20 protein-coding genes are annotated in these 23,014 nt (G+C 64.1%); 12 read left to right on the plus strand and 8 right to left on the minus strand.

Features of this window, described 5'->3' with window-relative positions; translation table 11 throughout:
• Positions 1-116 precede the first annotated feature (116 nt).
• The 4 genes from ACP7B7_RS26695 to ACP7B7_RS26710 form a co-directional block, all read right to left on the minus strand.
• Positions 117-1,457, minus strand: coding sequence for a TolC family outer membrane protein (locus ACP7B7_RS26695; RefSeq protein ID WP_308924157.1), 1,341 nt, complete (start codon positions 1,455-1,457; stop codon positions 117-119).
• A 140-nt stretch (positions 1,458-1,597) separates the two neighbouring features.
• Positions 1,598-1,921 carry a rhodanese-like domain-containing protein gene (locus ACP7B7_RS26700; RefSeq protein WP_426078706.1) on the minus strand — a complete coding sequence of 108 codons (324 nt, stop codon included), beginning with the start codon at positions 1,919-1,921 and terminating at the stop codon, positions 1,598-1,600.
• A 15-nt stretch (positions 1,922-1,936) separates the two neighbouring features.
• Positions 1,937-2,587 (minus strand): protein-L-isoaspartate O-methyltransferase family protein, encoded by a 651-nt coding sequence (locus tag ACP7B7_RS26705; RefSeq protein ID WP_308924155.1) that lies wholly within the window; start codon positions 2,585-2,587, stop codon positions 1,937-1,939.
• A 165-nt stretch (positions 2,588-2,752) separates the two neighbouring features.
• Positions 2,753-3,403 (minus strand): TetR/AcrR family transcriptional regulator, encoded by a 651-nt coding sequence (locus tag ACP7B7_RS26710; RefSeq protein WP_426078707.1) that lies wholly within the window; start codon positions 3,401-3,403, stop codon positions 2,753-2,755.
• Positions 3,404-3,575: 172 nt separating this feature from the next.
• On the opposite strand from ACP7B7_RS26710, the gene ACP7B7_RS26715 reads away from it, so the two are divergent.
• Positions 3,576-4,034 carry a nuclear transport factor 2 family protein gene (locus ACP7B7_RS26715; RefSeq protein WP_308924153.1) on the plus strand — a complete coding sequence of 153 codons (459 nt, stop codon included), beginning with the start codon at positions 3,576-3,578 and terminating at the stop codon, positions 4,032-4,034.
• Positions 4,035-4,043: 9 nt separating this feature from the next.
• Here ACP7B7_RS26715 and garD read toward each other — a convergent pair whose 3' ends face one another.
• Complete coding sequence (gene garD / locus ACP7B7_RS26720; protein ID WP_426078708.1) at positions 4,044-5,606, minus strand: galactarate dehydratase; 1,563 nt, start codon at positions 5,604-5,606, stop codon at positions 4,044-4,046.
• On the minus strand, positions 5,603-7,012 hold the full coding sequence (locus ACP7B7_RS26725) for an MFS transporter (RefSeq protein ID WP_308924152.1): 1,410 nt from the start codon (positions 7,010-7,012) through the stop codon (positions 5,603-5,605). The genes garD and ACP7B7_RS26725 overlap by 4 nt, the downstream gene beginning before the upstream one ends.
• Positions 7,013-7,212: 200 nt before the next feature.
• On the opposite strand from ACP7B7_RS26725, the gene ACP7B7_RS26730 reads away from it, so the two are divergent.
• The 7 genes from ACP7B7_RS26730 to ACP7B7_RS26760 all read left to right on the plus strand — a co-directional run bounded on the left by ACP7B7_RS26730 (position 7,213) and on the right by ACP7B7_RS26760 (position 14,910).
• The gene (locus ACP7B7_RS26730; protein WP_426078709.1) at positions 7,213-7,959 is read left to right on the plus strand and encodes a FadR/GntR family transcriptional regulator; all 747 of its coding nucleotides are present in this window, start codon (positions 7,213-7,215) and stop codon (positions 7,957-7,959) included.
• 167 nt (positions 7,960-8,126) lie between these two features.
• Positions 8,127-9,041, plus strand: a complete 915-nt coding sequence (gene kdgD / locus ACP7B7_RS26735; protein WP_426078710.1) for a 5-dehydro-4-deoxyglucarate dehydratase — start codon at positions 8,127-8,129, stop codon at positions 9,039-9,041.
• Between the two features lie 124 nt (positions 9,042-9,165).
• The gene (locus ACP7B7_RS26740) at positions 9,166-10,725 is read left to right on the plus strand and encodes an aldehyde dehydrogenase (NADP(+)) (protein ID WP_426078736.1); all 1,560 of its coding nucleotides are present in this window, start codon (positions 9,166-9,168) and stop codon (positions 10,723-10,725) included.
• 73 nt (positions 10,726-10,798) lie between these two features.
• The gene (locus tag ACP7B7_RS26745; protein WP_426078711.1) at positions 10,799-11,878 is read left to right on the plus strand and encodes a porin; all 1,080 of its coding nucleotides are present in this window, start codon (positions 10,799-10,801) and stop codon (positions 11,876-11,878) included.
• Positions 11,879-12,030: 152 nt separating this feature from the next.
• The gene (locus ACP7B7_RS26750) at positions 12,031-13,536 is read left to right on the plus strand and encodes a DASS family sodium-coupled anion symporter (RefSeq protein ID WP_426078712.1); all 1,506 of its coding nucleotides are present in this window, start codon (positions 12,031-12,033) and stop codon (positions 13,534-13,536) included.
• A 145-nt stretch (positions 13,537-13,681) separates the two neighbouring features.
• Positions 13,682-14,554 carry a head GIN domain-containing protein gene (locus ACP7B7_RS26755; RefSeq protein WP_426078713.1) on the plus strand — a complete coding sequence of 291 codons (873 nt, stop codon included), beginning with the start codon at positions 13,682-13,684 and terminating at the stop codon, positions 14,552-14,554.
• 158 nt (positions 14,555-14,712) lie between these two features.
• Positions 14,713-14,910: a Fe-S-cluster oxidoreductase gene (locus tag ACP7B7_RS26760; protein WP_426078737.1), complete on the plus strand. Its 198-nt coding sequence runs from the start codon at positions 14,713-14,715 to the stop codon at positions 14,908-14,910.
• Positions 14,911-14,930: 20 nt separating this feature from the next.
• On the opposite strand, the gene ACP7B7_RS26765 is transcribed toward ACP7B7_RS26760, so the two are convergent.
• The gene (locus tag ACP7B7_RS26765) at positions 14,931-15,146 is read right to left on the minus strand and encodes a hypothetical protein (RefSeq protein WP_426078714.1); all 216 of its coding nucleotides are present in this window, start codon (positions 15,144-15,146) and stop codon (positions 14,931-14,933) included.
• Between the two features lie 168 nt (positions 15,147-15,314).
• Between ACP7B7_RS26765 and ACP7B7_RS26770 the strand changes: the two genes are divergently transcribed.
• From ACP7B7_RS26770 to recQ, 4 genes are all read left to right on the plus strand, one after another.
• Complete coding sequence (locus ACP7B7_RS26770) at positions 15,315-16,088, plus strand: DeoR/GlpR family DNA-binding transcription regulator (protein WP_426078715.1); 774 nt, start codon at positions 15,315-15,317, stop codon at positions 16,086-16,088.
• 34 nt (positions 16,089-16,122) lie between these two features.
• Positions 16,123-17,283: an MFS transporter gene (locus ACP7B7_RS26775; protein ID WP_426078716.1), complete on the plus strand. Its 1,161-nt coding sequence runs from the start codon at positions 16,123-16,125 to the stop codon at positions 17,281-17,283.
• 172 nt (positions 17,284-17,455) lie between these two features.
• Positions 17,456-18,301, plus strand: a complete 846-nt coding sequence (locus ACP7B7_RS26780; protein WP_426078717.1) for an undecaprenyl-diphosphate phosphatase — start codon at positions 17,456-17,458, stop codon at positions 18,299-18,301.
• A gap of 6 nt (positions 18,302-18,307) precedes the next feature.
• The gene (gene recQ, locus ACP7B7_RS26785) at positions 18,308-20,131 is read left to right on the plus strand and encodes a DNA helicase RecQ (RefSeq protein ID WP_308924142.1); all 1,824 of its coding nucleotides are present in this window, start codon (positions 18,308-18,310) and stop codon (positions 20,129-20,131) included.
• Positions 20,132-20,174: 43 nt separating this feature from the next.
• Here the strand turns inward: recQ and ACP7B7_RS26790 are convergent, their stop codons facing one another.
• Complete coding sequence (locus ACP7B7_RS26790; protein ID WP_426078718.1) at positions 20,175-22,934, minus strand: M16 family metallopeptidase; 2,760 nt, start codon at positions 22,932-22,934, stop codon at positions 20,175-20,177.
• Positions 22,935-23,014: the final 80 nt, after the last annotated feature.

A 23,014-nucleotide genomic window follows, 5' to 3' on the forward strand; every position in this document is an offset into this window, starting at 1 on the left:
CGCAAGGATCCCGCCCACTATCTGGCGGGACTGGAGAAACTGTGCGATGAGCTAAATGTGCTGACCTAGAAAAAAACCAGCGCAGGCGCTGGTTTTTTTGTGATCGCAAGAACCGCTTAACGGTCGAGCAAGGCGTTGACAGGCAACAGGTCGGTTTCCTTCAGGGTGCCGGCGGCCGCCTTCAAGCGCAGGCCGTTCATGATGGTGTCGTAGCGCGCTTTCGACAGGTCTTTCTGTGTCGAAAACAGTTGTTTCTGCGCATTCAAGACGTCGATATTGATGCGCACGCCCACCTGGTAACCGAGCTGGTTCGATTCCAGCGCCGACTTGCTCGACACTTCCGCCGCCTCCAGCGCCTTCACTTGCGCCATGCCGCTGTTGACACCCAGGAAAGCCTGGCGCGCATTTTGCGAGGCCGAACGGCGCGCCGTTTCCAGGTCGTTGCGGGCCTTGTTTTCCAGCGCGATCGATTCGCGCACCTTGCTGGTGACGGCAAAGCCGCTGAAAATCGGGATGCTCCACTGCACGCCGATGGCGTTGTTGTTGTTGCCGCTGCCCGTACCGCCACCCGAGGAATAGGTATGGCCGGCATTGGCGATCAGGTCCAAGGTCGGGTAGTGGCCGGCGCGGTTGCGGCCGATGTCGCGCTTGGCCGACTCCACGTTGAACTGGGCCGTGACGACGCCGAAGTTCTGCTCTTCGGCCGAGCTGACCCACGGTTCGATGGTGGCCGGCTGCGGCGCGCTGAGGACCACGCCGGTGCGCATGGTCGACAAATTCGCCGGCGCTTCGCCGATAATCGTTTGCAAGGCGCTGCGCTTGTTGGCCAGGTCATTGATGGCGGCAAACTCCTGCGCCACCACCAAGTCATACGCCGCCTGCGCTTCATGCGTGTCGGTAATGGTCTGCGTGCCGACCTCGAAATTGCGCTTGGCCGACGCCAGCTGCTCGGTGGTCGCCGCTTTTTGCGACTGCGTCGCACCCAGGTTGTCCTGCGCGCTCAGCACATCGAAATACGCCTGCGCCACGCGCGTGATCAGGTCTTGCTGCACCTGCGCGAACTGGGCTTCGGCAATCGCCTGCGCCAGCTTGCTTTGCTGATAGGTTTCCCAGCGGTCCCAACGGAACAGCGGCTGGGCCAGGGTCAGGTTATAGCTGTTGGTGCGCACGTTAACCGATGGCGAGGTGATCTTGTTGCCACCCTGGTTTTGCGTGATCAGCTCGTTGTCGCCACGCGTATTGCTGCCCGAGGCGGACACCTGCGGCAGCAAACCGGCCAGGCCCTGCGGCACCCTTTCCATCCCGGCCGACAGGGCCGCGCGCGCGCTGGCATACTGCGCGTCATTGGCCAGCGCCTGCTGGTAGACCTGGATGAGATCGGCCGCCTGTGCTTGCAGCGAGCATGTCATCGAGACAAAGGCGCTGGTCATCAGTACGGCGATAAGGGGTTTCCGCATTGCATTTCTCCGTGGGAGTCGTCAAAAGTTGATGGATACAAGAATCGGGTGCTGCCTGCGGCCCCTCCGGATAAGACGGGTGCAGGTCTCCTCGGGCCTGCGCACTGCACAGGCCCGGGATTGCGTCTACAAGAAATTACTTAATATTTTGCCATGCTGGCGTCGACCTGCAACGCCCAGGCGTGCATGCCGCCCGTCAGATTACTGACCTTGCCAAACCCATTACGTTCCAAAAAGGCCGCTACCTGCATGCTGCGCGCGCCGTGATGGCAGATGCAGACGATCTCGGCTTCTTCATCGAGGTCGTCGATGCGCGCCGGGATCGAGTTCATCGGCATCAGGGTGGCGTCGTCCAGCCGGCACAGGTCAAATTCCCACGGCTCGCGCACGTCGAGCAGGAGGGGCCGCGGACGGGCAGGGTCAGCCAGCCAGGCGGCCAGCTGCGGTGCGCTCAAGATCTCCATTGCATCCTCGCCGCGTCAGAACTGGAAGTGCGACGGCGGCACGGCTTGCAGCGGCGCCACGCTGGTTTCAAATACCTTGCGCGTGTCGTAGGCCTTGTCCGAAGTGCGCGTGATCAGGTGCGCCGACATGATCGGGGCTTCACCGATGATGGCCAGGATGCGGCCGCCCACCTTGACCTGTTGCAAAATCGCCTCAGGCAGCACCGCCAGGGCGCCGGAAATGACGATCACATCGTACGGCGCGCCCGTGCTCCAGCCCTGCGCGCCATCGCCCAGGGTCACGGTGACATTGGTCACGCCATTCGCGGCCAGGGTCTTTTCGGCCTGCGCCTTGACTTGCGGCTGGATTTCCACGCTCAGCACATGACGCGCCTTGTGCGCCAGCAAGGCCGCCATATAGCCACTGCCGGTACCGATTTCCAGGACATTTTCGTGCTTTTTAACGGCAACTTCCTGCAAGATGCGCGCTTCGAGCTTGGGCGTGAACATGCTTTCGCCACCGCCCAATGGAATTTCGGTATCGATAAAGGCCAGGTTCTTGTAGGCAGCCGGAACAAAATCTTCACGCTTGACCACGTTCAACAGCTCCAGCACGTCGATATCCAATACGTCCCAGGGACGGATTTGCTGTTCGATCATATTGAAGCGGGCTTGTTCGATATTCATCTTTGGACTCGGTAAGTGAAGTAATAATCCGCCATTTTATCGTTGAACTGGCTGAAAGCACATGTTAACCATAAAGAGGGGCGTTGGAGGAAATTTGCGACGATCTGCAGATTTGAGGGGGTGAAGCTGGCAAAGGCCTAACTGAACGGTAACATTGCCCGTGGCTCAAGCGCCCACGGGCAATGTTACCTGCAAGCCGCGCAGGCTCATGTCGATAAAGGTATTGAGGTAGGCGATGGGATCGATGTCATTCACGTCGCACGGCAGGAAGGAATGGGTCCACATCATCAGCATGGTCATCGGCGCGCACAAGATGGCGCTGACCAGCACCGGATCGACCTGGCGGAACTCGCCGCGCCGCATGCCGCGCTCGACCAGGCTGGCAATCAGGGCATTGCCGCGCTGCACCACTTCTTCGTTGTAAAACTGCGCCAGTTCGGGAAAATTGTTGGTTTCCGCCATCATCAGCTTGGTCAGCCCGGCCAGCTTGGTGGCGCCGAACTCTTCCCACCACTGCATCATCAGGCTGCGCAACAGCTCGCCGCTGCTGGCGTCCGACGCGGCCATGCTCTCTTCCGCCTCGCCGATCGAGTGCACGATATTGTCGCGCACCACCGCCTTGAACAGCTCCTGCTTGTTTTCAAAGTACAGGTACAAGGTGCCTTTCGACACGCCAGCCCGCTTGGCCACGTCTTCCAGCCGGGTCGAGGCAAAGCCCCGCTCGACAAACAGATCGAGCGCGGCGGCCAGCAATTCCTGCGGCCGCGCATCCTTGCGCCGCTCCCAGCGCGGCTTGCTATCCATCGGGACTTCCATATGCGATTCCGGTAACTTACTTTTGAGTCATTAATCTTAGACTTGTATACAAGCAAGGTCAAGACGGAATGTCGGCATCGCGCCCCGGCTCCCATGCCATTGGGCAGTTTTTCTGACAGGCAAGCTGGGATATGCTCTGCAAGCGAACCACTCATTGAAAGAGGAATACATCATGCGCCCATTTTTCCTGCTCGCCGCCGTGCTCCCGGCGATATTGCTGAGCGCCTGCGCCAGCACGGCCAGCCCGTTGCCCGCGCAACAGGAAGCCAATCGCCAGGTGGTGCTGCGGTTTTACGAAGCCGGGCTGAACCGCAAGGATGCCGATGCCGCCTTGAAGTATGTCGGCAATCGCTATGTGCAGCACAACCCGAATGCGGCCGATGGGCCGGAAGGTTTCAAGCAGTTCATCGCCTTTTTGCGCGACAAGTATCCGCAGTCGCACAGCGAGATCGTGCGCAGCTTTGTCGATGGCGACCATGTGATCCTGCATGTGCATGCAGTGCGCGAGCCTGGCACGCGCGGCAACGCCATCGTCGATATTTTCAAACTGGAAAACGGCAAGATTGTCGAACACTGGGATGTGACGCAGGCGATCCCGGAAAAGACCGCCAGCGGCAATCCCATGTTCTGAACAGGTGGATCAGGTCACCGGCGCCGGGTTGAACAGCGCCAGCGCATTGTGCAGCTTCCAGTGTTCGGCCCAGGTTTTCTTGCCGCTGGCCACTTCCAGCATCAGATGGAACAGTTCCCAGCCGATGTCGGCGATGGTGGCTTCGCCGGTGGCGATGCGGCCCGCGTTGACATCCATCAGGTCGTGCCAGCGGCGCGCCAGGTCGTCGCGCGTGGCGACCTTGATCACCGGCACGGCGGCCAGGCCATATGGCGTGCCGCGGCCGGTGGTGAAGATGTGCAGGTTCATGCCGGCCGCCAGTTGCAGGGTGCCGCAGATAAAATCGCTGGCCGGCGTGGCCGCATAGATCAGGCCTTTTTGCGTCAGCTTGTCGCCCGGCGACAGCACGCCGGAGATGGCGCTGCTGCCCGACTTGACGATCGAGCCCATGGCTTTTTCCGTGATATTGGCCAGGCCGCCCTTCTTGTTGCCGGGCGTGGTATTGGCGCTGCGGTCGACGCCGCCTTTTTGCAGGTAGTCGTCATACCAGGCCATCTCGCGGATCATGCCATTTGCCACCTCTTCATTGATGGCGCGCGCGGTCAATTGATCGATGCCGTCGCGCACTTCGGTGGTTTCCGAGAACATCACGGTGGCGCCGGCGCGCACCAGCAGGTCGGTGGCGTAGCCGACCGCCGGGTTGGCCGTCACGCCCGAAAACGCATCGCTGCCGCCGCACTGCACGCCGACCACCAGGTCGGCCGCGCTGCAGGTGACGCGGGTGCGCAGGTTCAGCGCGATCAGGCGCAGGGTGGCCATGTCCATGATGGACTGCACCATGGACTCGAAACCGACGTGGGCTTCATCCTGCAAGGTGACGATATAGGCGCCGTTGCGCACCTGGATCGCGCTTTCCGGCATCAGGCGCTGCGGCTGCAGTTTTTCACAGCCCAGACTGACCACCATCGACTGGCCGCCAAAATTGGGATTGAGACTGATATTGCGCAGGGTGCGGATCGGAATATCGGCATTCGGCGCATCGATGGCCACGCCGCAGCCATAGATATGTTCCAGTCCCACCACGTCGTCGACGTTCGGGTACAGCGGCAGCAATTCTTCCTTGATGCGCTTGACGGCGTGTTCGACCACGCCCGAGACGCACTGCACGGTGGTGGTAATGGCCAGGATATTGCGCGTGGCCACGCTGCCGTCGGCATTGCGGTAGCCCTGGAAGGTATAGCCCTCCAGCGGCGCCTGCTCCGGCGCCTTGCGGGTGGCGATCGGCAGGCCGTGCAGCTCGCGCGCCGGCGCCATGCGCACCAAGGATTCTTCGATCCAGCTGCCCTGGGCGATGTCGCGCACGGCGTAGCCGATCACGACGTCGTAGCGCACGATGGCGTCGCCTTCCCGCAGGTCGCACAGGGCGATCTTGTGGCCTTGCGGCACGCGGTCCTGCAAGATGAACTCGCCCGGAAACTCGGTGCCGGCGGGCAAGCCGCCGTCATTGACGACGATCGCCACGTTGTCGTTGTCATGCATGCGGATATATAAAGGTTTCACCGCCAACTCCTGCAAAGTAATGTCGTTCATCATGCGCCCGCCTTGCTGCTGGCCGCCGCACCGCCAGGCGCCGGCACGGCGTTCGATTGCGGCACGGATTTCTTGAATTCAAAACGCTTGATATCGCCCACCATGAACAGGTAGCACAGGATGGCCACCGCCGCATTGGCGCCGACGAAGACCAGCGCGCCGGCAAACGAGCCGGTTGCCTGCAGGATAAAGCCAATCACGATCGGCGTGGTAATGCCGGCCGTATTGCCGAAGGTATTGAACAAGCCACCGCTGAGGCCGCCCGCTTCCTTGGGCGAGGTATCGGACACCACGGCCCAGCCCAGCGCGCCGATGCCCTTGCCGAAGAAGGCCACCGCCATGATCGCCACCACCAGCCAGTCGGCCGACACATAATTACAGAAGATCATGCTCATCGCCAGCAGCATGCCGCCGACGATCGGCGTCTTGCGCGCCACCGACAGCGAATAGCCGGCCTTGATCATGCGGTCGGAAATCACGCCGCCCAGCACGCCGCCGAGGAAACCGGCGACGGCCGGCAAGGCGGCGATAAAGCCCGCCTTCAAGATCGTCATGTGGCGTTCGGTCACCAGATAGACCGGGAACCAGGTCAGGAAGAAATACGTGAGCGTGTTGATGCAGTACTGGCCGATATAAATGCCCAGCAACATGCGGCTGCTCAAGAGTTCCTTGATGCAGGCCAGGGTGTTGATTTTCGGCGCGGCACTTTTCACGCCGCTGTCGAGGTCGACCAGGCCGCCGCCCGCTTCGATATAGGCCAGTTCGGCGGCGTTGATGCGCGGATGGTCTTTCGGGCTGTAGATGGTCTTGCGCCAGATAAAGGCCATCGCGATGCCGAGCAGGCCCATCACATAGAACACGCTTTGCCAGCCATAGCTATGCACCAGCCAGCCCATGATGGGGGCGAACAGCACGGTGGCGAAATACTGCGCCGAGTTGAAGATGGCGGCGGCCTTGCCGCGCTCGGCGGTGGGGAACCAGGCCGAGGTGATGCGGCTGTTGCCGGGAAACGAAGGCGCTTCGGCCGCGCCGACCAGCAATCGCAGCCCGATCAGCATGGCCACTGCCGTGCCGCCCGTGAAGAAGCCCACCCAGCCCATCATCAGGGTAAATACCGACCACAGGAAGATGCTGAAAAAGTAGGTGATCTTGGAGCCGAAGCGGTCGAGCAGCCAGCCGCCCGGCAGCTGCGCCAGCACGTAGGACCAGGCAAAGGCGGAAAAGATGAAGCCCATTTCCACCGGCGACAGGCCGAGCAGCTTTTTCAGCTCCGGCCCGGCGATCGATATGGTGGCGCGGTCGGCGTAATTGATGGTGGTCACGATGAACAGGATGGCCAGGATGCCCCACCGCACGCGGGTGGCCTTGGCACTGGCGGCGCCAGGCTGTATGGATGGCTGTGTTTTCACTATTGTCTCCAGATGGATCGCTAAGGGCGCTGCACGAACCTGGACCGGCGGGGAAGCGCCGTATCGGTTTCTTGTTTTGCAGTCATGTAGGGTGTCGGCCGTTTTGTCATCAGTCGTCAGACAACCGACGTCGTAGTATAATCACGGCATACGGAAATAGCAATCGCGTTTTTTACCCTTTTTTTTAGCAGGCCAGGTCCATGAATTCTCCCACCATCGCCGCGCCACCGCCCAGGAAACACCGCAACCTGGCACAGGGCGTCGTGGCCCATATTGCCGACAGCATCCGCCAGGGCAGCCTGAACCCCGGCGAAAAACTGCCGACCGAATCGGAAATCATGCGCCTGCACGGCGTCAGCCGCACGGTGGTGCGCGAAGCCATCTCGCATATGCAGGCGGCCGGCATGGTGCAGACGCGGCACGGCATCGGCACCTTCGTGCTGGCGCCCGCGCCAGCACCCAGCCTGGGCATCGATCCGGGCACCGTGATCACCATGCGCGACGTGCTGGCGATCCTGGAATTGCGCATCAGCCTGGAAACCGAATCAGCCGGCCTGGCCGCCAGCCGGCGCAGCGAAGCGCAGCTGCAGCAACTGCGCGCGGCGCTCGACCATTTCCAGTCGCTGCCGCAGGGGGGCGACGAGACGGTGGCGGCCGACGTGCAGTTCCATCTGGCCATCGCGCTGGCGTCGGGCAACCGTTATTTCCACGATATCCTCAGCCACCTGGGCACAAATATCATCCCGCGCGCGCGCCTCAATTCGGCCAAGCTGGCGCAGGACGATCCGGCCATCTACATGGAACGGGTGCAGCGCGAACACGAAGACATCTTCAACGCCATCGCGCGCCAGGACCCGGAATCGGCGCGCGCCGCCATGCGCACCCACCTGAGCAACAGCCGCGAGCGCCTGCGCCGCGCTCAGGAAGCGATCGAAGCGGCCCAGTAAACCCTGCCGTTCTTCGCCAAAAACAGCGCCCGCAGTTGCCGGCGCTGTTTTTTTATCGCCGTCATGCTTGCGCTTCGCAAATTCATGTTGTACGATGTCTTACAACAGTGAGGCGTTCGGTGTGCAACGTCATCGCTTCCCTTCCTCTTTTTATAGGCGCCTTCACCATGTTTACTCCGCAAGACCTGAAACAGATCCTCTCGTCCGGCCTGCTGTCGTTCCCGATCACCGACTTCGACGCGCAAGGCGACTTCGTGCCCGGCGCCTATGCCGACCGCCTGGACTGGCTGGCCCCCTACGGCGCCACCGCCCTGTTCGTCGCTGGCGGCACCGGCGAATTCTTTTCGCTGACACCCGAGGACTACACCCAGGTCGTCAAGATCGCGGTGGAAACCTGCCGCGGCAAGGTGCCGGTACTGGCCGGCGCCGGCGGCCCGACCCGCACCGCGATCGCCTATGCCCAGGAAGCCGAGCGCCTGGGCGCGCACGGCATCTTGCTGATGCCGCACTACCTGACCGAAGCGAGCCAGGATGGCCTGGTGGCGCACGTGGAGGCGGTGTGCAAGTCGGTAAAATTCGGCGTGGTGGTGTACAACCGCAATGTCTGCAAGCTCAACGCGCAATCGCTGCTGCTGCTGGCCGAGCGCTGCCCGAACCTGATCGGCTTCAAGGACGGCGTCGGCGAAATCGAAAACATGGTCACCATCCGCCGCAAACTGGGCGACCGTTTCACTTACCTGGGCGGCCTGCCGACGGCCGAAGTGTATGCCTCGGCCTACAAGGCCTTGGGCGTGCCCGTGTATTCCTCGGCCGTATTCAACTTCATCCCGAAGACGGCGATCGAATTCTACGAAGCGGTGCGCACCGACGACTTTGCCACCACCGAACGCCTGATCGACCAGTTCTTCCTGCCCTACCTGGACATCCGCAATAAAAAGGCCGGCTATGCCGTCAGCATCGTCAAGGCCGGCGCCACCCTGGTCGGCCACACGGCCGGTCCGGTACGCACGCCGCTGATCGACCTGAACCCGCAGGAATGCGAGGAACTGGGCGCGCTGATCGCCAAGCTCGGCCCGCAATAAAGCGGCGCCAGCCTTACCGCCCACTTTGCCGGCGCGCGCTGATCCACGTCACCGCGCGCCGGCTTGCATGCAACGCAAGGAGATACGCTTGACCAATACCTCAACTGACGCCGTGCGCGGCGACATGCTGATCGGCCGGCACGCCGTGCACGGCAGCGCCACGCCCTTTTTCGCCATCGATCCGGCCAGCGGCGAGCCGCTGGCACCGGCCTTTGGCGGCGCCACCATCGACGATGTCGAGCGCGCCTGCGCCCTGGCCGAACAGGCTTTCGACACCTTCCGCGACACCACCCTGGAAGCGCGCGCCGCCTTCCTGGAAGCCATCGCCGACCAACTGCTCGATCTTGGTCCGGCCCTGATCGAACGCGCGATGCAGGAATCGGGATTGCCGCAGGCACGCCTGGAAGGCGAGCGCGGCCGCACCGTGGGCCAGTTGCGCCTGTTCGCCAAGGTGGTGCGCGATGGCGCCTGGCTGGCCACGGCGCTGGACTCGGCCTTGCCGCAGCGCACCCCGCCGCGTCCCGACCTGCGCCTGCGCAAGATCGCCCTGGGTCCGGTGGCCGTGTTCGGCGCCAGCAATTTTCCACTGGCGTTTTCGGTGGCCGGCGGCGACACCGCCTCGGCGCTGGCGGCCGGCTGCCCGGTGGTGGTCAAGGCGCACGGCGCCCACCCCGGCACCTCCGAACTGGTGGCGCGCGCGGTGCAAGCCGCGGTGGCCGCCTGCGGCTTGCCCGAAGGCGTGTTTTCCATGCTGCATGGCGATGGGCGCACCATCGGCCAGGCGCTGGTCACGCATCCGGCCATCAAGGCGGTCGGCTTCACCGGCTCGCGCCAGGGTGGCCTGGCGCTGGTGCGCAGCGCCGCCGCGCGCGCCGAACCGATCCCCGTGTATGCGGAGATGAGCAGCATCAATCCGGTGTTCCTGCTGCCGCACGCGCTGGCGCGGCACGCGGCGCGCATCGGCGCCGGCTTTGTCGATTCATTGACCCTGGGCGCCGGCCAGTTCTGCACCAATCCGGGCCTGGTGATCGCCATCGACGGGCCGGACCTGGACACTTTTTGCAGCGCCGCCGTCGCCGCCCTGGAGGGCAAGGCGGCCGGCACCATGCTGACGCCCGGCATCCACGCCGCCTTCCATGATGGCGTGGCGCGCCTGGGCCGGCATGCCGGCGTGACCCTGCTGGCGCGCGGCCAGCAGGGCAGCGCCAGCTGCGCCGGCCAGGCCGCCCTGTTCGCCACCGACGCGGCCACCTTTCTTGCCAATCCGGACCTGGAAGACGAGGTCTTCGGCGCCAGCTCGCTGCTGGTCAAATGCCAGGATGCGGCGCAGTTCCGGCAGATCGCCGAATACCTCGACGGCCAGCTGACGGCGACGCTGTTCCTGGAGCAGGACGACCAGGAACAGGCGCGCGCCCTGCTGCCGGTGCTCGAACGCAAGGCCGGCCGCATCCTGGTGAACGGCTATCCGACCGGCGTGGAAGTGTCGCATGCGATGGTGCATGGCGGTCCCTTCCCGGCCACCTCGGACAGCCGCGGCACCTCGGTGGGCGCCAGCGCCATCGACCGTTTCCTGCGCCCCGTCAGCTACCAGGACTTGCCGGCCTGGCTGCTGCCCGCCGCCCTGCAGGACGACAATCCGCTGCAGCTGTGGCGCGTGCGCGACGGCGCCCTGACGCAGGCCTGAACACCTGCCAGTCATACCATCTTCACCCCATGGGCTTGAGACACCCGCCTTATCCAATACAAGGAAAATAAAAATGAAGAGCAGCATCATCGTGGCGGCCATCGCGGCCGCCTGCGGCACCCAGGCACTGGCCCAGAGCAATGTCGTGATCTACGGCATTGCCGACGCCGGCATCACGCGCGAGAGCGGCGGCGCGGCCGGCACCGTCAACAAGGTCAACAGCGGCGCCGCCTCGGCTTCGCGCCTCGGCTTCAAGGGCAGCGAAGACCTGGGCGGCGGCCTGTCGGCCATCTTCCTGCTGGAAACAGGCTACAAGATCGACACTGGCGAGGTCGACGCGGCCGGCACCATCTTCAACCGCCAGGCCTATGTCGGCCTGAAAGGCAAGGCCGGCAGCGTCACCTTGGGGCGCCAGTACACGCCCTACCATACGGCGCTGGCCAGCGTGGCCGACCCATTCGGCACGGGCCTGGCGGGCACCTCGAAAAACCTGTTTCCCGATTCGGGCGCGAATGTGCGCAGCAGCAATACCGTGCTGTACACGAGTCCCGTGAGCAACGGTTTTACGGGCGAGCTGGCCTACAGCGCCGGCGAGAAATCCAGCAGCGCCACCGGCCGCCAGGTCGGTGCTTCGCTCGGCTACGCCAGCGGTCCGCTGACGGTGCGCCTGGCCTACAACAACAAGAACAGCGACGTGGAAACGGCGCCGGGCGTGGTGGCGGTGCGCAACGGCAATGGCCGCAACACCTTGCTGGCGGCCAATTACGACTTCAAGGTGGTCAAGCTGTTTGCCGCCTATGGCGTCGACAAGGGTTTCAACAGCGCCCCCTTGGGCAATGCCAACAACCCATACGGCGGCGTGCGCCCGACCGCGTCCACCGACGGCAATGAACTCCTGCTCGGCTTCACGGCGCCCGTCGGCGGCGGCTCGCTGATCGCCTCCATCATGCGCAAGGATGATAAAACCCGCTTCAACCAGGATGCGCGCTCCTGGGGCGTGGGCTATATCTATCCACTCTCGAAACGCAGCAGCCTGTACGGCGCCTATGCGGCGATCAGCAACCGCAACGGCGCCGGCTACACGGTGGCCAACAACAGCGAATCGGGCAGCGGCAACCGCGGCATGAACCTGGGCCTGCGCCACAGTTTCTGAGCAGGCGCCCGGCCAGAATATTCATGAAAAATTGACTTCGCGGCCATCCTCTCCAGATCGCTTTCTTTTCCTTGCCGGCATTGCCTTATGATGTCTGCAATATTATCTTAAAGCATGCCTTCACCGGCAGGCGGGGATCGGAAAGGATCAAGATGTTCAAGACTGTCGGCGAACTGCTGCGCCATTTCAAGGAAGCCGTGCCGTTCCGCCTGGGGCCGGCCATCATTTCCACCATCGTGCTGGTGACCCTGCTGCTGCTGCCCGCGCCCGATGGCCTCACGGCCAAGGCCTGGGCGCTGGTGGCGATTTTCCTCACCACCATCGTCGCCATCATTTTGAAGGTGATGCCGATCGGGGTGATGGCCATGATGGCGATCGTCATCGTTTCGCTGTCGCAAGTTACCTCCACGTCGTCCAAGGGCGCCATCACCGATGCGCTGAGCAGCTTTGCCAATCCGCTGATCTGGCTGATCGTGGTCGCCATCCTGATTTCACGCGGCCTGAAAAAGACGGGCCTGGGCAGCCGCATCGGCCTGCTGTTCATCTCGCTGCTGGGCAAGCGCACCATCGGCATCGGCTATGGCCTGGCGATCTGCGAACTGGTGCTGGCGCCGTTTACGCCCAGCAACACCGCGCGCGGCGGCGGCATCGTGCATCCGATCATGAAGTCGATCGCCAACGCGTTTGACTCCGATCCGGCCAAGGGCACCGAGCGCAAGGTGGGCACTTATTTGGCGCTGGTCAACTACCACGCCAACCCGATTACCTCGGCCATGTTTTTGACGGCCACCGCGCCCAATCCATTGGTGGTCGATTACGTGGCGCGCGTCAGCAACCAGAACTTTCACCTGAGCTGGACCACCTGGGCGCTGTGCATGCTGCTGCCGGGCCTGGTGTGCCTGCTGGTGATGCCGCTGGTGATCTATCTGTTGTCGCCGCCGGAACTGAAGGCCACGCCGGACGCGGTCGACTATGCCAGGGCGGAACTGAACACCATGGGCCCGCTGTCGGCCGCCGAAAAAGTCATGCTGGGCACCTTCGGCCTGCTGCTGGTGCTGTGGGCGAATGTGCCGGCCATGCTGTTCGGCCCGGCCTTGACGCTCGACCCCACGGTGGTCGCCTTTGTCGGCCTGTTCGTGCTGATCATTACCGGCACCATCGATTGGGACGACGTGCTGTCCGAGAAAAGCGCGTGGGACACGCTGGTGTGGTTCGGCGCGCTGGTGATGATGGCCGAGCAGTTGAACAAGACCGGCGTGATCGCCTGGTTCTCAGCCGGCATGAAAGGCGCCATCGTCGCCAGCGGCATGGACTGGCTGCCGGTGGCCAGCGTGCTGGTGCTGGTATTCGTGTTTTCGCACTATTTCTTTGCCAGCACCACGGCCCATATCAGCGCCATGCTGCTGGCCTTTCTGACAGTGGGCGCGCAGCTGATCCCGCCCCAGTACCTGATTCCCTTCATGCTGATGATGACGGCGGGGTCGGCCATCATGATGACCCTGACCCATTACGCCACCGGCACCTCGCCCATCATCTTCGGCAGCGGCTATGTAACGATGGGCAACTGGTGGCGCACGGGGCTGATCATGTGCCTGGTGGAACTGGCGATCTTTGCGGTGGTGGGCACCATCTGGTGGAAGGTGCTGGGCTACTGGTAAGCGCAGTTCAGCCCCCGTTTTGCGCAGTTCATCGCATTGCGCCACAGGCAACAGGGGGACTTTGCTATCTTGCTATCGACAGCACGGCAGCCGCAGCGCGGCCGCCGGCTTTTTTCATTCAACGATACCAATCAAAGGAAATATCATGCGTGCTTTGCTGGCCCTGTGCTGCGCCGTCGCCGTTGGCGGCTGCGCCATCGTCATCAACCCCAACGATGGCGACGTGCGCTACAGCACGGATTCCGGCGGCAAGGCCGTCGAAGGCAACCAGCAGCTCAGCCGTGATGCGCGCACGATCAGCAACGCGACGGTGCTCGATATCGGCAGCCTGAACGGCGCCGACGCCAGGATCGACGTGCGCGTCGGCCCGGTCGCCTCGCTGGTGATCGAGGCGGACAGCAACGTGCTGCCGCTGGTACAAAGCGAAGTGAGCGGCAACACCCTGCGCATCTGGAGCGACGCCAATCTGCGCCGCAGCAACGACATCCACATCATCTACACCACCCCGCGCCTGAACAAGATCAGCATGCTCAGCGGCGGGCGCCTGGTGGCCAGCGGTTTCAACGGCGACGACCTGACCCTGGTCCAGCACGGCTCGATGAAAAGTGAATTGTCGGGCAAGGTGGGCCGCCTGGACCTGGCCAACTACGGTTCCGGCAGCATCAATGCGGCCGGGCTGGTCAGCGCCAACAGCGATGCCGTACAGAACGGCTCGGGCCGCATCCACCTGGGCCAGTTGCGCGGCGAGCGCGTCAATGTGGCCGTCAATGGTTCGGGCAGCATCAGCGCCAGCGGTTTTGTCCAGCGCCTGGACGCCAACGTGAATGGCTCGGGCAACCTCAACCTGGCGCCCTTGCGCAGCGAGATTGCGTATTTGTCGAGCAACGGCTCGGGCGATATCGATGCCACCGCCACCAATGAAGTCAACGCCCGCTCCAGCGGCTCGGGCCGCATCACCGTGCATGGCGAGCCGGCCAAACGCACCCTGTCGGGCTCGCGCGTGCGCGTGGTGCAATAAGCGTGGTGCAATAAGTCTGCGCAAGTTGTAGCGGCGGGGGCTTGCTATACTGTCGGCCCCTTTTCGCTTTTCACGCCACCGCCATGCCGACTTCCGCCTCCCTGGCATGCCGCCCTTCCTGCGGCGCCTGCTGCACCGCCCCCTCGATCACCAGCCCGATACCCGGCATGCCGAATGGCAAACCGGCCGGCGTGCGCTGCGTGCAGCTGGCCGATGACAACCGGTGCCGCATCTTCGGCCAGCCCGAGCGGCCGGAATTTTGCGGCGGGCTGCAGCCATCTTTAGAAATGTGTGGCGACAGCCGTGACTATGCGGTGCACTGGCTGGGTGAGCTGGAGCGGCTGACGGCGCCCTGATATCCCCTCGGCCGCCATCCTCAGCGCTGGGCGGAATCCTGCTTGCCGTTGACCATGCGGTTGTATTCAATCAATAGCGAGATGACGGCAAACGTCAGCAGCGCGAGCAAAGCGTGGCCCATGTCGGCCAGCTCGAGTGTACCGTGCCGCCAATAATGCGTGAGCAGGACCACTCCCACCATTGCCAGGCAACCCAGGCCGTGACGACGCACGGTCATGCGCAGCAAGGCTGCCATGGAAAACTTGTTTGTCTTCATCACTCCCCCGCTGACATGCAATAGCAGGAATGTAACATTTTTTATATCCTAATAACAATATTTTGATGTTCGGCCAAGCAGGAATGGCTTGACTCTGTTTGCACGATTGCGTATATTCATGCACATTCCTGCACGATTAAGAATCTCATGACCGCCAACCTGCTTCTCAAACAGCGCCACGCGCTGATCCAGCAACAATTGCAAGCCGATGGCCGGGTGCTGGCGCTGGACCTGGCGCGCCAGCTCGATGTGTCGGAAGACACGATACGGCGCGACCTGCGCGAGATGGCCGCCGCCGGGCTGTGCCAGCGCGTATATGGCGGCGCCCTGCCGCTGGCGCCCGATGGCGGCACCTTGACCCAGCGCCAGCACGAGTCGCCCGAAAGCAAGGCGCGCCTGGCGCAGGCGGCCGTGTCGCTGGTGCGCGCGGGCCAGGTGCTGTTTCTCGATGCCGGCTCGACCAACCTGGCGATCGCCACCGCGCTGCCGCCGCTGGCATTGACGGTGATCACGAATGCGCCGGCGATCGCCATGGCGCTGATGGAACGGCCCGAGATCGAACTGATCATGGCCGGCGGGCGGATCGACCGGCGCGCCGGCGCCAGCCTGGGACCGCAGGCGCTGCGCACGGTCGAGCGCATGCACCCGGATCTATGCTTCCTCGGCGCCTGCGGCGCCGACGCCGAGGCGGGCGTCACCGCCTACAACTATGACGAGGCCGAATTCAAGCGCAGCATCGCCGGCGCCAGCCGGGCGGTGGTGGTGGCCGTGACCAGCGACAAGCTGGGCACGGCTGCGCCGTTCGGCGTGCTGGCCACCGGCCTGCTGCAGCACCTGGTGCTGGAAGCGGGCGCCGATGCCATCCATGTCGCCGCGTTTGAACGGCAAGGCGTGCAGGTGCTGCGCGCCCGCGCCCGTTGAATTTTCTTTCACCACTTTTTTGAAAAGTCTCGCCATGCACCTTACCGGTACCCTGCAACAACGCGCCACGCGCCTGGTCTTTTTCGCCGCCGGCCTCGGCATGGCGGCCTGGGCGCCGCTGGTGCCATACGCCAAGACCCGCCTGGGTCTTGATGAAGCCACCCTGGGATTTTTATTGCTGTGCCTGGGCGCGGGCTCCCTGTGCGCCATGCCGTTTACGGGGGTGCTGGCGGGCCGCTTCGGCTGCCGCAGCGTGATCCTGTGGGCCGGCGCGCTGCTGATCGCCATCTTGCCGGGACTGGCGCTGGCCGCCACGCCGCTGCAGCTTGGCCTGGTGCTGCTGGCCTTCGGCGCGGCCATGGGCACCATGGACGTGGCCATGAATATCCAGGCCGTGATCATTGAAAAAGCCAATGGCGGCGCGATGATGTCCGGCTTTCATGCCCTGTTCAGCGTGGGCGGCTTTGCCGGCGCCGGCTGCATGGCCCTGCTGCTGTGGCTGGGCCTCACGCCCGCCTGGTCGTGCGCGGTGCTGATGGTCCTGCTGGGCGCGGTGATCGGCGCCTCGCAAGGCCATTTGCTGCGCACGGTATCGTCCAGCGGCGAAAAGACGCCGCTGTTCGTGATGCCGCACGGCGCCGTGATCTTTATCGGCCTGCTGTGCTTTATCGTGTTCCTGGCCGAAGGCGCCATCCTCGACTGGAGCGCCCTGTTCCTGACCACCACGCGCGGCGTGGACGCCAGCCAGGGCGGCCTGGGCTACGCCGCGTTTGCCATCGCCATGACGGTCGGCCGCTTTACGGGCGACAAGGTGGTTGGCCGCTTCGGCGGCAAGCGGGTACTCGCTGTGGGCGGCCTGTGCGCGGCCGGCGGCTTCTTCCTGGCGGTGGCCGCGCCCGGCGCGGTGCTGGCGCTGCTGGGCTTCGTGCTGGTCGGCCTGGGCGCAGCCAATATCGTGCCCATTTTGTTTACCGCGGCCGGCAACCAGACGGCCATGCCGGCCAGCCTGGCGGTGGCGGCGATTACCACCATCGGCTATGCCGGCATCCTGGCAGGGCCGGCCGTGATCGGTTTTGTCGCCCACGCCACCAGCCTCAATATCGCGTTTGCCATCCTCGGCGGCTCGCTGCTGCTGGTTGCGGCCAGCGCACGCCTGGCCGCAGCGCCAGCATCGGCGGCCAAAGCGGCAGCCTGATCCTCCTCTTGCCTGCCCGGCGGCGCTGAAAAAGCGCCGCCGGGCAGCGCCCCAATCGCGTCGGCAAGCCGCTCTCGTGGTAAGCTTCGACCCCGCGCACCATCGTGCAACATCGTGACGCTGCGCGGTCTCCCCCTCCCCTTGTCGCTTACCCACTTAAACATACCGATACATGGATCTGATTCTTGCATTTAAAGCCATCATCATGGGGCTGGTCGAAGGTTTTACCGAATTCCTGCCGATTTCCTCCACCGGCCACCTGATTCTTGCCGGCAGCCTGCTCGACTTTACCAACGATGTGTCGAAAGACGTGATGGATGTGTTCGAGATCGCGATCCAGGCCGGCGCCATCCTGGCCGTGTGCTGGGAATACCGCGCGCGCATCGGCTCGGTGCTGTCGACCTTCAGTACGGAAATCAAATCGCGCAAGTTCGTGCTGAACGTGGCGATCGCCTTTTTGCCGCTGGCCATTATCGGCCTGGCGATCGGCAAGATGATCAAGCACGCGCTGTTCAAGCCGGTGCCGGTGGCGCTGGCCTTTATCATCGGCGGTGTGATCATTTTGCTGGTCGAGCGCCGCGCGCGCCTGAACCCGGTCACCGTGCGCGTCAATTCGGTCGATGAGATGACCCCGCTCGACGCCCTGAAAGTGGGCTGCGCCCAGGCCTTCGCGCTGATTCCCGGCACCAGCCGCTCGGGCTCGACGATTATCGGCGGCATGCTGCTGGGCCTGTCGCGCAAGACGGCCACCGAGTTCTCGTTCTTCCTGGCCATTCCCACCTTGCTGGCCGCCACCTTTTATTCGCTGTACAAGGCGCGCGACATTTTGTCGGCCACCGATTTGCCGCTGTTTACCCTGGGTACCCTGGCCGCGTTCGTCTCCGCGTTTTTGTGCGTGCGCTGGCTGCTGCGCTACATCAGTTCGCATGACTTCACATTCTTTGCCTGGTACCGTATCGTGTTTGGCGTGCTGGTGATCGCCAGCGCCCATTACGGCTGGGTTGTCTGGGCAGAATAAGGCACCATGAATCAAGACCTCAACGCGCAAGCCCTGCAGACGCTGCAAACCGTCTTCGGCTATCCGGCCTTCCGCGGCCAGCAGGCCGATATCGTCGACCATGTCAGCCACGGCGGCGACGCGCTGGTACTGATGCCCACCGGCGGCGGCAAGTCGCTGTGCTACCAGATCCCGGCCCTGCTGCGCGACGGCGTCGGCGTGGTGATCTCTCCGCTGATCGCGCTGATGCAGGACCAGGTCGACGCGCTGGCCGAAGTGGGCGTGCGCGCCGCGTTCCTGAACTCCACCCAGACCTACGAAGAAGCGGGCCGCATCGAGCGCCTGGTGCGCACCGGCCAGATCGACCTGGTCTACGTGGCGCCCGAGCGATTGATGACGCAGCGCTGCCTGGACCTGTTCCAGGCCTCGAAAATCGCCCTGTTCGCCATCGACGAGGCGCACTGCGTGGCCCAGTGGGGTCACGACTTCCGTCCCGAATACATCAAGCTGTCGGTGCTGCACGAGCAGTTCCCGGACGTGCCGCGCATTGCCCTCACGGCCACCGCCGACCCGCAGACGCGCGCCGAAATCGCGCTGCGCTTGCAGCTGGACGACGCGCGCCAGTTCGTGTCGTCGTTCGACCGGCCGAACATCCGCTACCAGATCGTCGAAAAGGCCAATGGCCGCAAGCAGCTGCTCGACTTCATCAACACCGAGCACGCGGGCGACTGCGGCATCGTCTATTGCCTGTCGCGTAAAAAAGTCGAAGAGACGGCCGAATTTCTGAACCAGAGCGGCATCCGCGCCTTGCCGTATCACGCCGGCATGGAGTACGCGAAACGCAGCGCCAACCAGGCGCGCTTCCTGCGCGAGGAAAATATCGTGATGGTGGCCACCATCGCCTTCGGCATGGGCATCGACAAGCCCGACGTGCGTTTCGTGGCCCACCTGGATCTGCCGAAAAGCATCGAGGGCTATTACCAGGAAACGGGGCGCGCGGGCCGCGACGGCATGGCCGCCAATGCCTGGATGGCGTATGGCCTGCAGGACGTGGTGCTGCAGCGGCGCATGATCGACGAGTCGGAAGCCGACGAAACCTTCAAGCGCGTGCTGGGCGTGAAACTCGACGCCATGCTGGGCCTGTGCGAAACCCTCAGCTGCCGGCGCATGCGCCTGCTCGAATACTTCGGCGAGCCAGCTTCCCCATGCGGCAACTGCGACACCTGTCTGGTGCCGCCGGTGTCCTTCGATGGCACGGTGCCGGTGCAAAAACTGCTGTCGGCGATCTACCGCGTCGACCAGCGCTTTGCCGGCGGCCACGTGATCGACGTCCTGCGCGGCATGGAGTCCGAGCGCATCAAGACCTGGCACCACGATAGTTTATCGGTGTTTGGTATCGGCGCCGACCTGGGCGAAGCGGAATGGAAGTCGATTTTGCGCCAGGCCATCGCGCTGGGCCTGGTGGCCGTCGACCATGAACAATACAGCTCATTGAAACTGACCGACGCCTCGCGCCCGGTGCTCAAGGGCGGCCAGAAAGTGCAGCTGCGCCAGTACCAGAAACCGGTGAAAACCAGCAAGCGCAGCACCAGCGTGGCCAAGGGTTATGTCGAGATGGATCTGTCCACCAGCGAGCAAGCGATCTTCGACAAGCTGCGCTGGTGGCGGGTGGAAACGGCGCGCACCCACAATGTGCCGGCGTATGTCATTTTCGTCGACGCCACCCTGCGCGAAATCGCCAAGGCCAAGCCGACGTCACTGGAACAGCTGCGCAGCGTCAGCGGCGTGGGCGAGAAAAAGCTGGCGTCCTACGGCGATGAAATCGTCGCCATGATCCTGGAAATGATCTGACGGCAGGATAAAAAAACGGCGCCCGCGGGCGCCGTTTTCACCTCTATCGTGCGACAGGCTTGCCGTCCGTATCGAGCACCGTCACCTCGCCCCAGCCCAGCTCCCGCACGCCCGCTTCGATCTTGCGCAGGTCGCCGATCACCACCCAGACCAGGTCATCGGGCTGCACGAATTTGGCGGCGGCGCCGGCCAGTTGCGCCGGCGCCAGCTGGCGCAGCCTGGCCGAGTAGCCGGACCAGTAATCGTCGGGCAGGCCCAGGTTCAGGCTGGTCAGCGCGGCCGAGTCGAGCGCGGCCAAGGTTTCAAAACGGCCCGCCAGGCGCGCGCCCATGTTGCGCATGATGCTGTTGAACTCTTCGCCCTGCAGCGGGCGCTCGCCGGCCACGCCGCGGATTTCCTTGGCCACTTCGACCATCGCTTCGCGGGTTTTATCGGTCTGCACGGGCGCCACCACCAGCAGGGCGCGCTGGCCGCGCGGATTGGTCAGCTGGCCGCTGGTGCCGTAGCTCCAGTGCTTGTCCAGCCGCAGGTTGCGGTTCAGGCGCGAGGTGGCCATGCCGCCGAAGTTCTGCATCACCGGTTCCATCGCCAGGTCTTCCGGCTGCCCCTGCAATTGCGTCAGCTGCGCGGCAACGATGGTCGATTGCGGCGCATCGGGTTTGTCGATCAGGAACACGCGCTTGCCGGCCGTGCGCGCGGGCGCGGCGGCCGGCTTGGCCGGTGCGCTGCCGCCCTGCCAGGCGCCGAACGACGCTTCCAGCGCCGGCATCAGCTGCGCCAGGGTGGTGTCGCCGCTGACGACGATGGTGGCGCTGCCCGGTTTGAACCAGCTGGCGTGCCACTGCGCCACATCGTCCCGCGTGAGGCGGCTCACGCTGTCGGCGTCACCGGAGGCGGGACGGCCATAGGTTCGGTCGGCGCCATACAGGATGCCCGGCACGATGCGCATGGCCAGGCTGGTGGGCTGGGCCTTTTCCTGCGCGATCTGCGCCAGGCGGCGCTGCTGTTGCTGCGTGAACAGCGCGTCCGCAAACGCCGGGCGCAGGGCCGCGTCGGCCATCAGCGCCAGCGACGGCGCCAGGTTGCCGGCGGTCGACTGCAGCCGCAATAGCGACAGGTCGGCCAGGGTCGCGGCCGACATCTGCGCACCCAGCGATTCGAGCGCGTCGGACAGCTGGAAGGCATTGCGCGTGCGCGTGCCCTTGTCGAGCAAGTCCATCGCCAGCGAGGCGGCGCCGGCCTTGGCGCTGCTGTCGGACGCGCTGCCGGCGTCAAGCGCCAGGGTCACGTTGACGATGGGCGCCGTGTGCCGCTGCAGCAGCACCACTTTCACGCCGTTTTTCAGCTGCGCGCGTTCGATGGCGGGAAACGCCACCTCGGGCGGCGTGCCCAGCGCCGGCAGCAGCTTGCGGTCCAGCGTGGATTTTTCCACCGCCAGCTGGGCAAACGGTTTGACCGTCATCGTATGGCTGTGGGCATTGAGCCAGGCCGCGCCGCTGCGTTTGACCTGCTCCGGCGTCGCCCTGGCCGCCGCTTCCAGCTGGTCCAGGTAGGCTTCCGGCGTGGCGCCGAAGGTGGCGTTTTCGGCCAGCAGGTCGGCGCGCCGGCCCAGGCGCTCGTTGGCGCGCGCAAAGGCGGCCAGGCTGCTGGTCTTGACGCGCGCCAGTTCGGCCGCCGTCGGCCCTTGCGCCAGCAGTTCGCGCAATACATTGTCCATCTCGCGCTCGGCGTCCGCCGGCGCCACGCCCGGCTTGACCGTGACGATGATATTGAACGTGCTGCCCAGTTCGGCGTCATTGACGCCGGCATTGACGGCCGTGGCCAGGCCTTTTTCGTACACCAGCCGGCGTTCCAGGCGCGCGCTTTTCGAGCCGGCCAGCACCTCGGCCAGCAGCGACAGGCGCCCCAGCTCCGGATCACCGACGGCCGGCGCATGGTAGCTGCGGTAGATGCGCGCCTGCGGCACGCGGTCTTCCATCTCGCTGCGGATATCGCTGTCCAGGCGCGGGATCCAGCGCTGCGTGCGCGGCAGCGGCGGACCCGGCGGAATCGCGCCGAAATACTGCGTTACCAGCGCCAGCGCGCGCTCGGGCGTGATGTCGCCCGCCAGCGCAATGACGGCGTTGTTCGGCCCGTAATAGCTGCGGTACCACTGCTTGATGTCGTCCAGCGAGGCGGCGTTCAGGTCGTCCATGCTGCCGATGGTCGACCACGAATACGGGTGCGAATACGGATACATCTGGGCGCTGATTTCCTGCCACACGCGGCCATAGGGCTGGTTCTCGCCCTGGCGCTTTTCATTCTGCACCACGCCGCGTTCGCGCTCGAGCATCTCCTTCGAGATGTAGTTGCCCAGGTAGCCCATGCGGTCCGACTCCAGGTACAGCGTGCGCTCCAGCGCCGATACGGGCACGTCTTCATAGAAATTGGTGCGGTCGCCATTGGTGGTGCCGTTGCGGTTGTTCGCGCCCAGGTCATCCATCGCTTCGCGAAAACCGTGCGGATAGTTTTCCGAGCCGTTGAAGAAGAAGTGTTCGAACAGATGCGCAAAGCCGGTCTTGCCGCGCTGCTCGTTGCGCGAACCGACGTGGTACCACAGGTTTACCGCCACCACGGGCACGCTGTGATCCTCATGCACGACCAGGGTCAGGCCGTTCTTGAGCACGAATTTCTGCTGCTTCAAGGCGTAGGTACTGCGCTGGAACGGCGCCTGCGCCACCGGCGTGGCGGCGTGCAGCGGCGGCGCCATATGTGTGGCCAACACCAACGGCAGCGCCACGGACAACCACAGTTTCTGTTTCATTCGTCACCTCGAAAAACACATCACGGTCAAACCGCCGCACGCCGGCGGCGGGAGTGCGGATATTTTGCCAGATGTTGTAG

This window comes from Janthinobacterium sp. PSPC3-1, assembly GCF_049896105.1.
In the GTDB taxonomy this organism is placed as follows: domain Bacteria; phylum Pseudomonadota; class Gammaproteobacteria; order Burkholderiales; family Burkholderiaceae_D; genus Janthinobacterium.

Excerpts from the sequence above, each read along its gene's own strand:
- ACP7B7_RS26730 (WP_426078709.1), top strand. The coding sequence starts at position 7,213 with ATGAATTCTCCCACCATCGCCGCGCCACCGCCCAGGAAACACCGCAAC.
- ACP7B7_RS26710 (WP_426078707.1), bottom strand. The coding sequence starts at position 3,403 with ATGGAAGTCCCGATGGATAGCAAGCCGCGCTGGGAGCGGCGCAAGGAT.
- ACP7B7_RS26750 (WP_426078712.1), top strand. The coding sequence starts at position 12,031 with ATGTTCAAGACTGTCGGCGAACTGCTGCGCCATTTCAAGGAAGCCGTG.
- ACP7B7_RS26775 (WP_426078716.1), top strand. The coding sequence starts at position 16,123 with ATGCACCTTACCGGTACCCTGCAACAACGCGCCACGCGCCTGGTCTTT.
- garD (WP_426078708.1), bottom strand. The coding sequence starts at position 5,606 with ATGATGAACGACATTACTTTGCAGGAGTTGGCGGTGAAACCTTTATAT.
- kdgD (WP_426078710.1), top strand. The coding sequence starts at position 8,127 with ATGTTTACTCCGCAAGACCTGAAACAGATCCTCTCGTCCGGCCTGCTG.
- recQ (WP_308924142.1), top strand. The coding sequence starts at position 18,308 with ATGAATCAAGACCTCAACGCGCAAGCCCTGCAGACGCTGCAAACCGTC.
- ACP7B7_RS26705 (WP_308924155.1), bottom strand. The coding sequence starts at position 2,587 with ATGAATATCGAACAAGCCCGCTTCAATATGATCGAACAGCAAATCCGT.
- ACP7B7_RS26740 (WP_426078736.1), top strand. The coding sequence starts at position 9,166 with ATGCTGATCGGCCGGCACGCCGTGCACGGCAGCGCCACGCCCTTTTTC.
- ACP7B7_RS26700 (WP_426078706.1), bottom strand. The coding sequence starts at position 1,921 with ATGGAGATCTTGAGCGCACCGCAGCTGGCCGCCTGGCTGGCTGACCCT.
- ACP7B7_RS26765 (WP_426078714.1), bottom strand. The coding sequence starts at position 15,146 with ATGGCAGCCTTGCTGCGCATGACCGTGCGTCGTCACGGCCTGGGTTGC.
- ACP7B7_RS26770 (WP_426078715.1), top strand. The coding sequence starts at position 15,315 with ATGACCGCCAACCTGCTTCTCAAACAGCGCCACGCGCTGATCCAGCAA.
- ACP7B7_RS26695 (WP_308924157.1), bottom strand. The coding sequence starts at position 1,457 with ATGCGGAAACCCCTTATCGCCGTACTGATGACCAGCGCCTTTGTCTCG.
- ACP7B7_RS26715 (WP_308924153.1), top strand. The coding sequence starts at position 3,576 with ATGCGCCCATTTTTCCTGCTCGCCGCCGTGCTCCCGGCGATATTGCTG.
- ACP7B7_RS26780 (WP_426078717.1), top strand. The coding sequence starts at position 17,456 with ATGGATCTGATTCTTGCATTTAAAGCCATCATCATGGGGCTGGTCGAA.
- ACP7B7_RS26790 (WP_426078718.1), bottom strand. The coding sequence starts at position 22,934 with ATGAAACAGAAACTGTGGTTGTCCGTGGCGCTGCCGTTGGTGTTGGCC.
- ACP7B7_RS26755 (WP_426078713.1), top strand. The coding sequence starts at position 13,682 with ATGCGTGCTTTGCTGGCCCTGTGCTGCGCCGTCGCCGTTGGCGGCTGC.
- ACP7B7_RS26745 (WP_426078711.1), top strand. The coding sequence starts at position 10,799 with ATGAAGAGCAGCATCATCGTGGCGGCCATCGCGGCCGCCTGCGGCACC.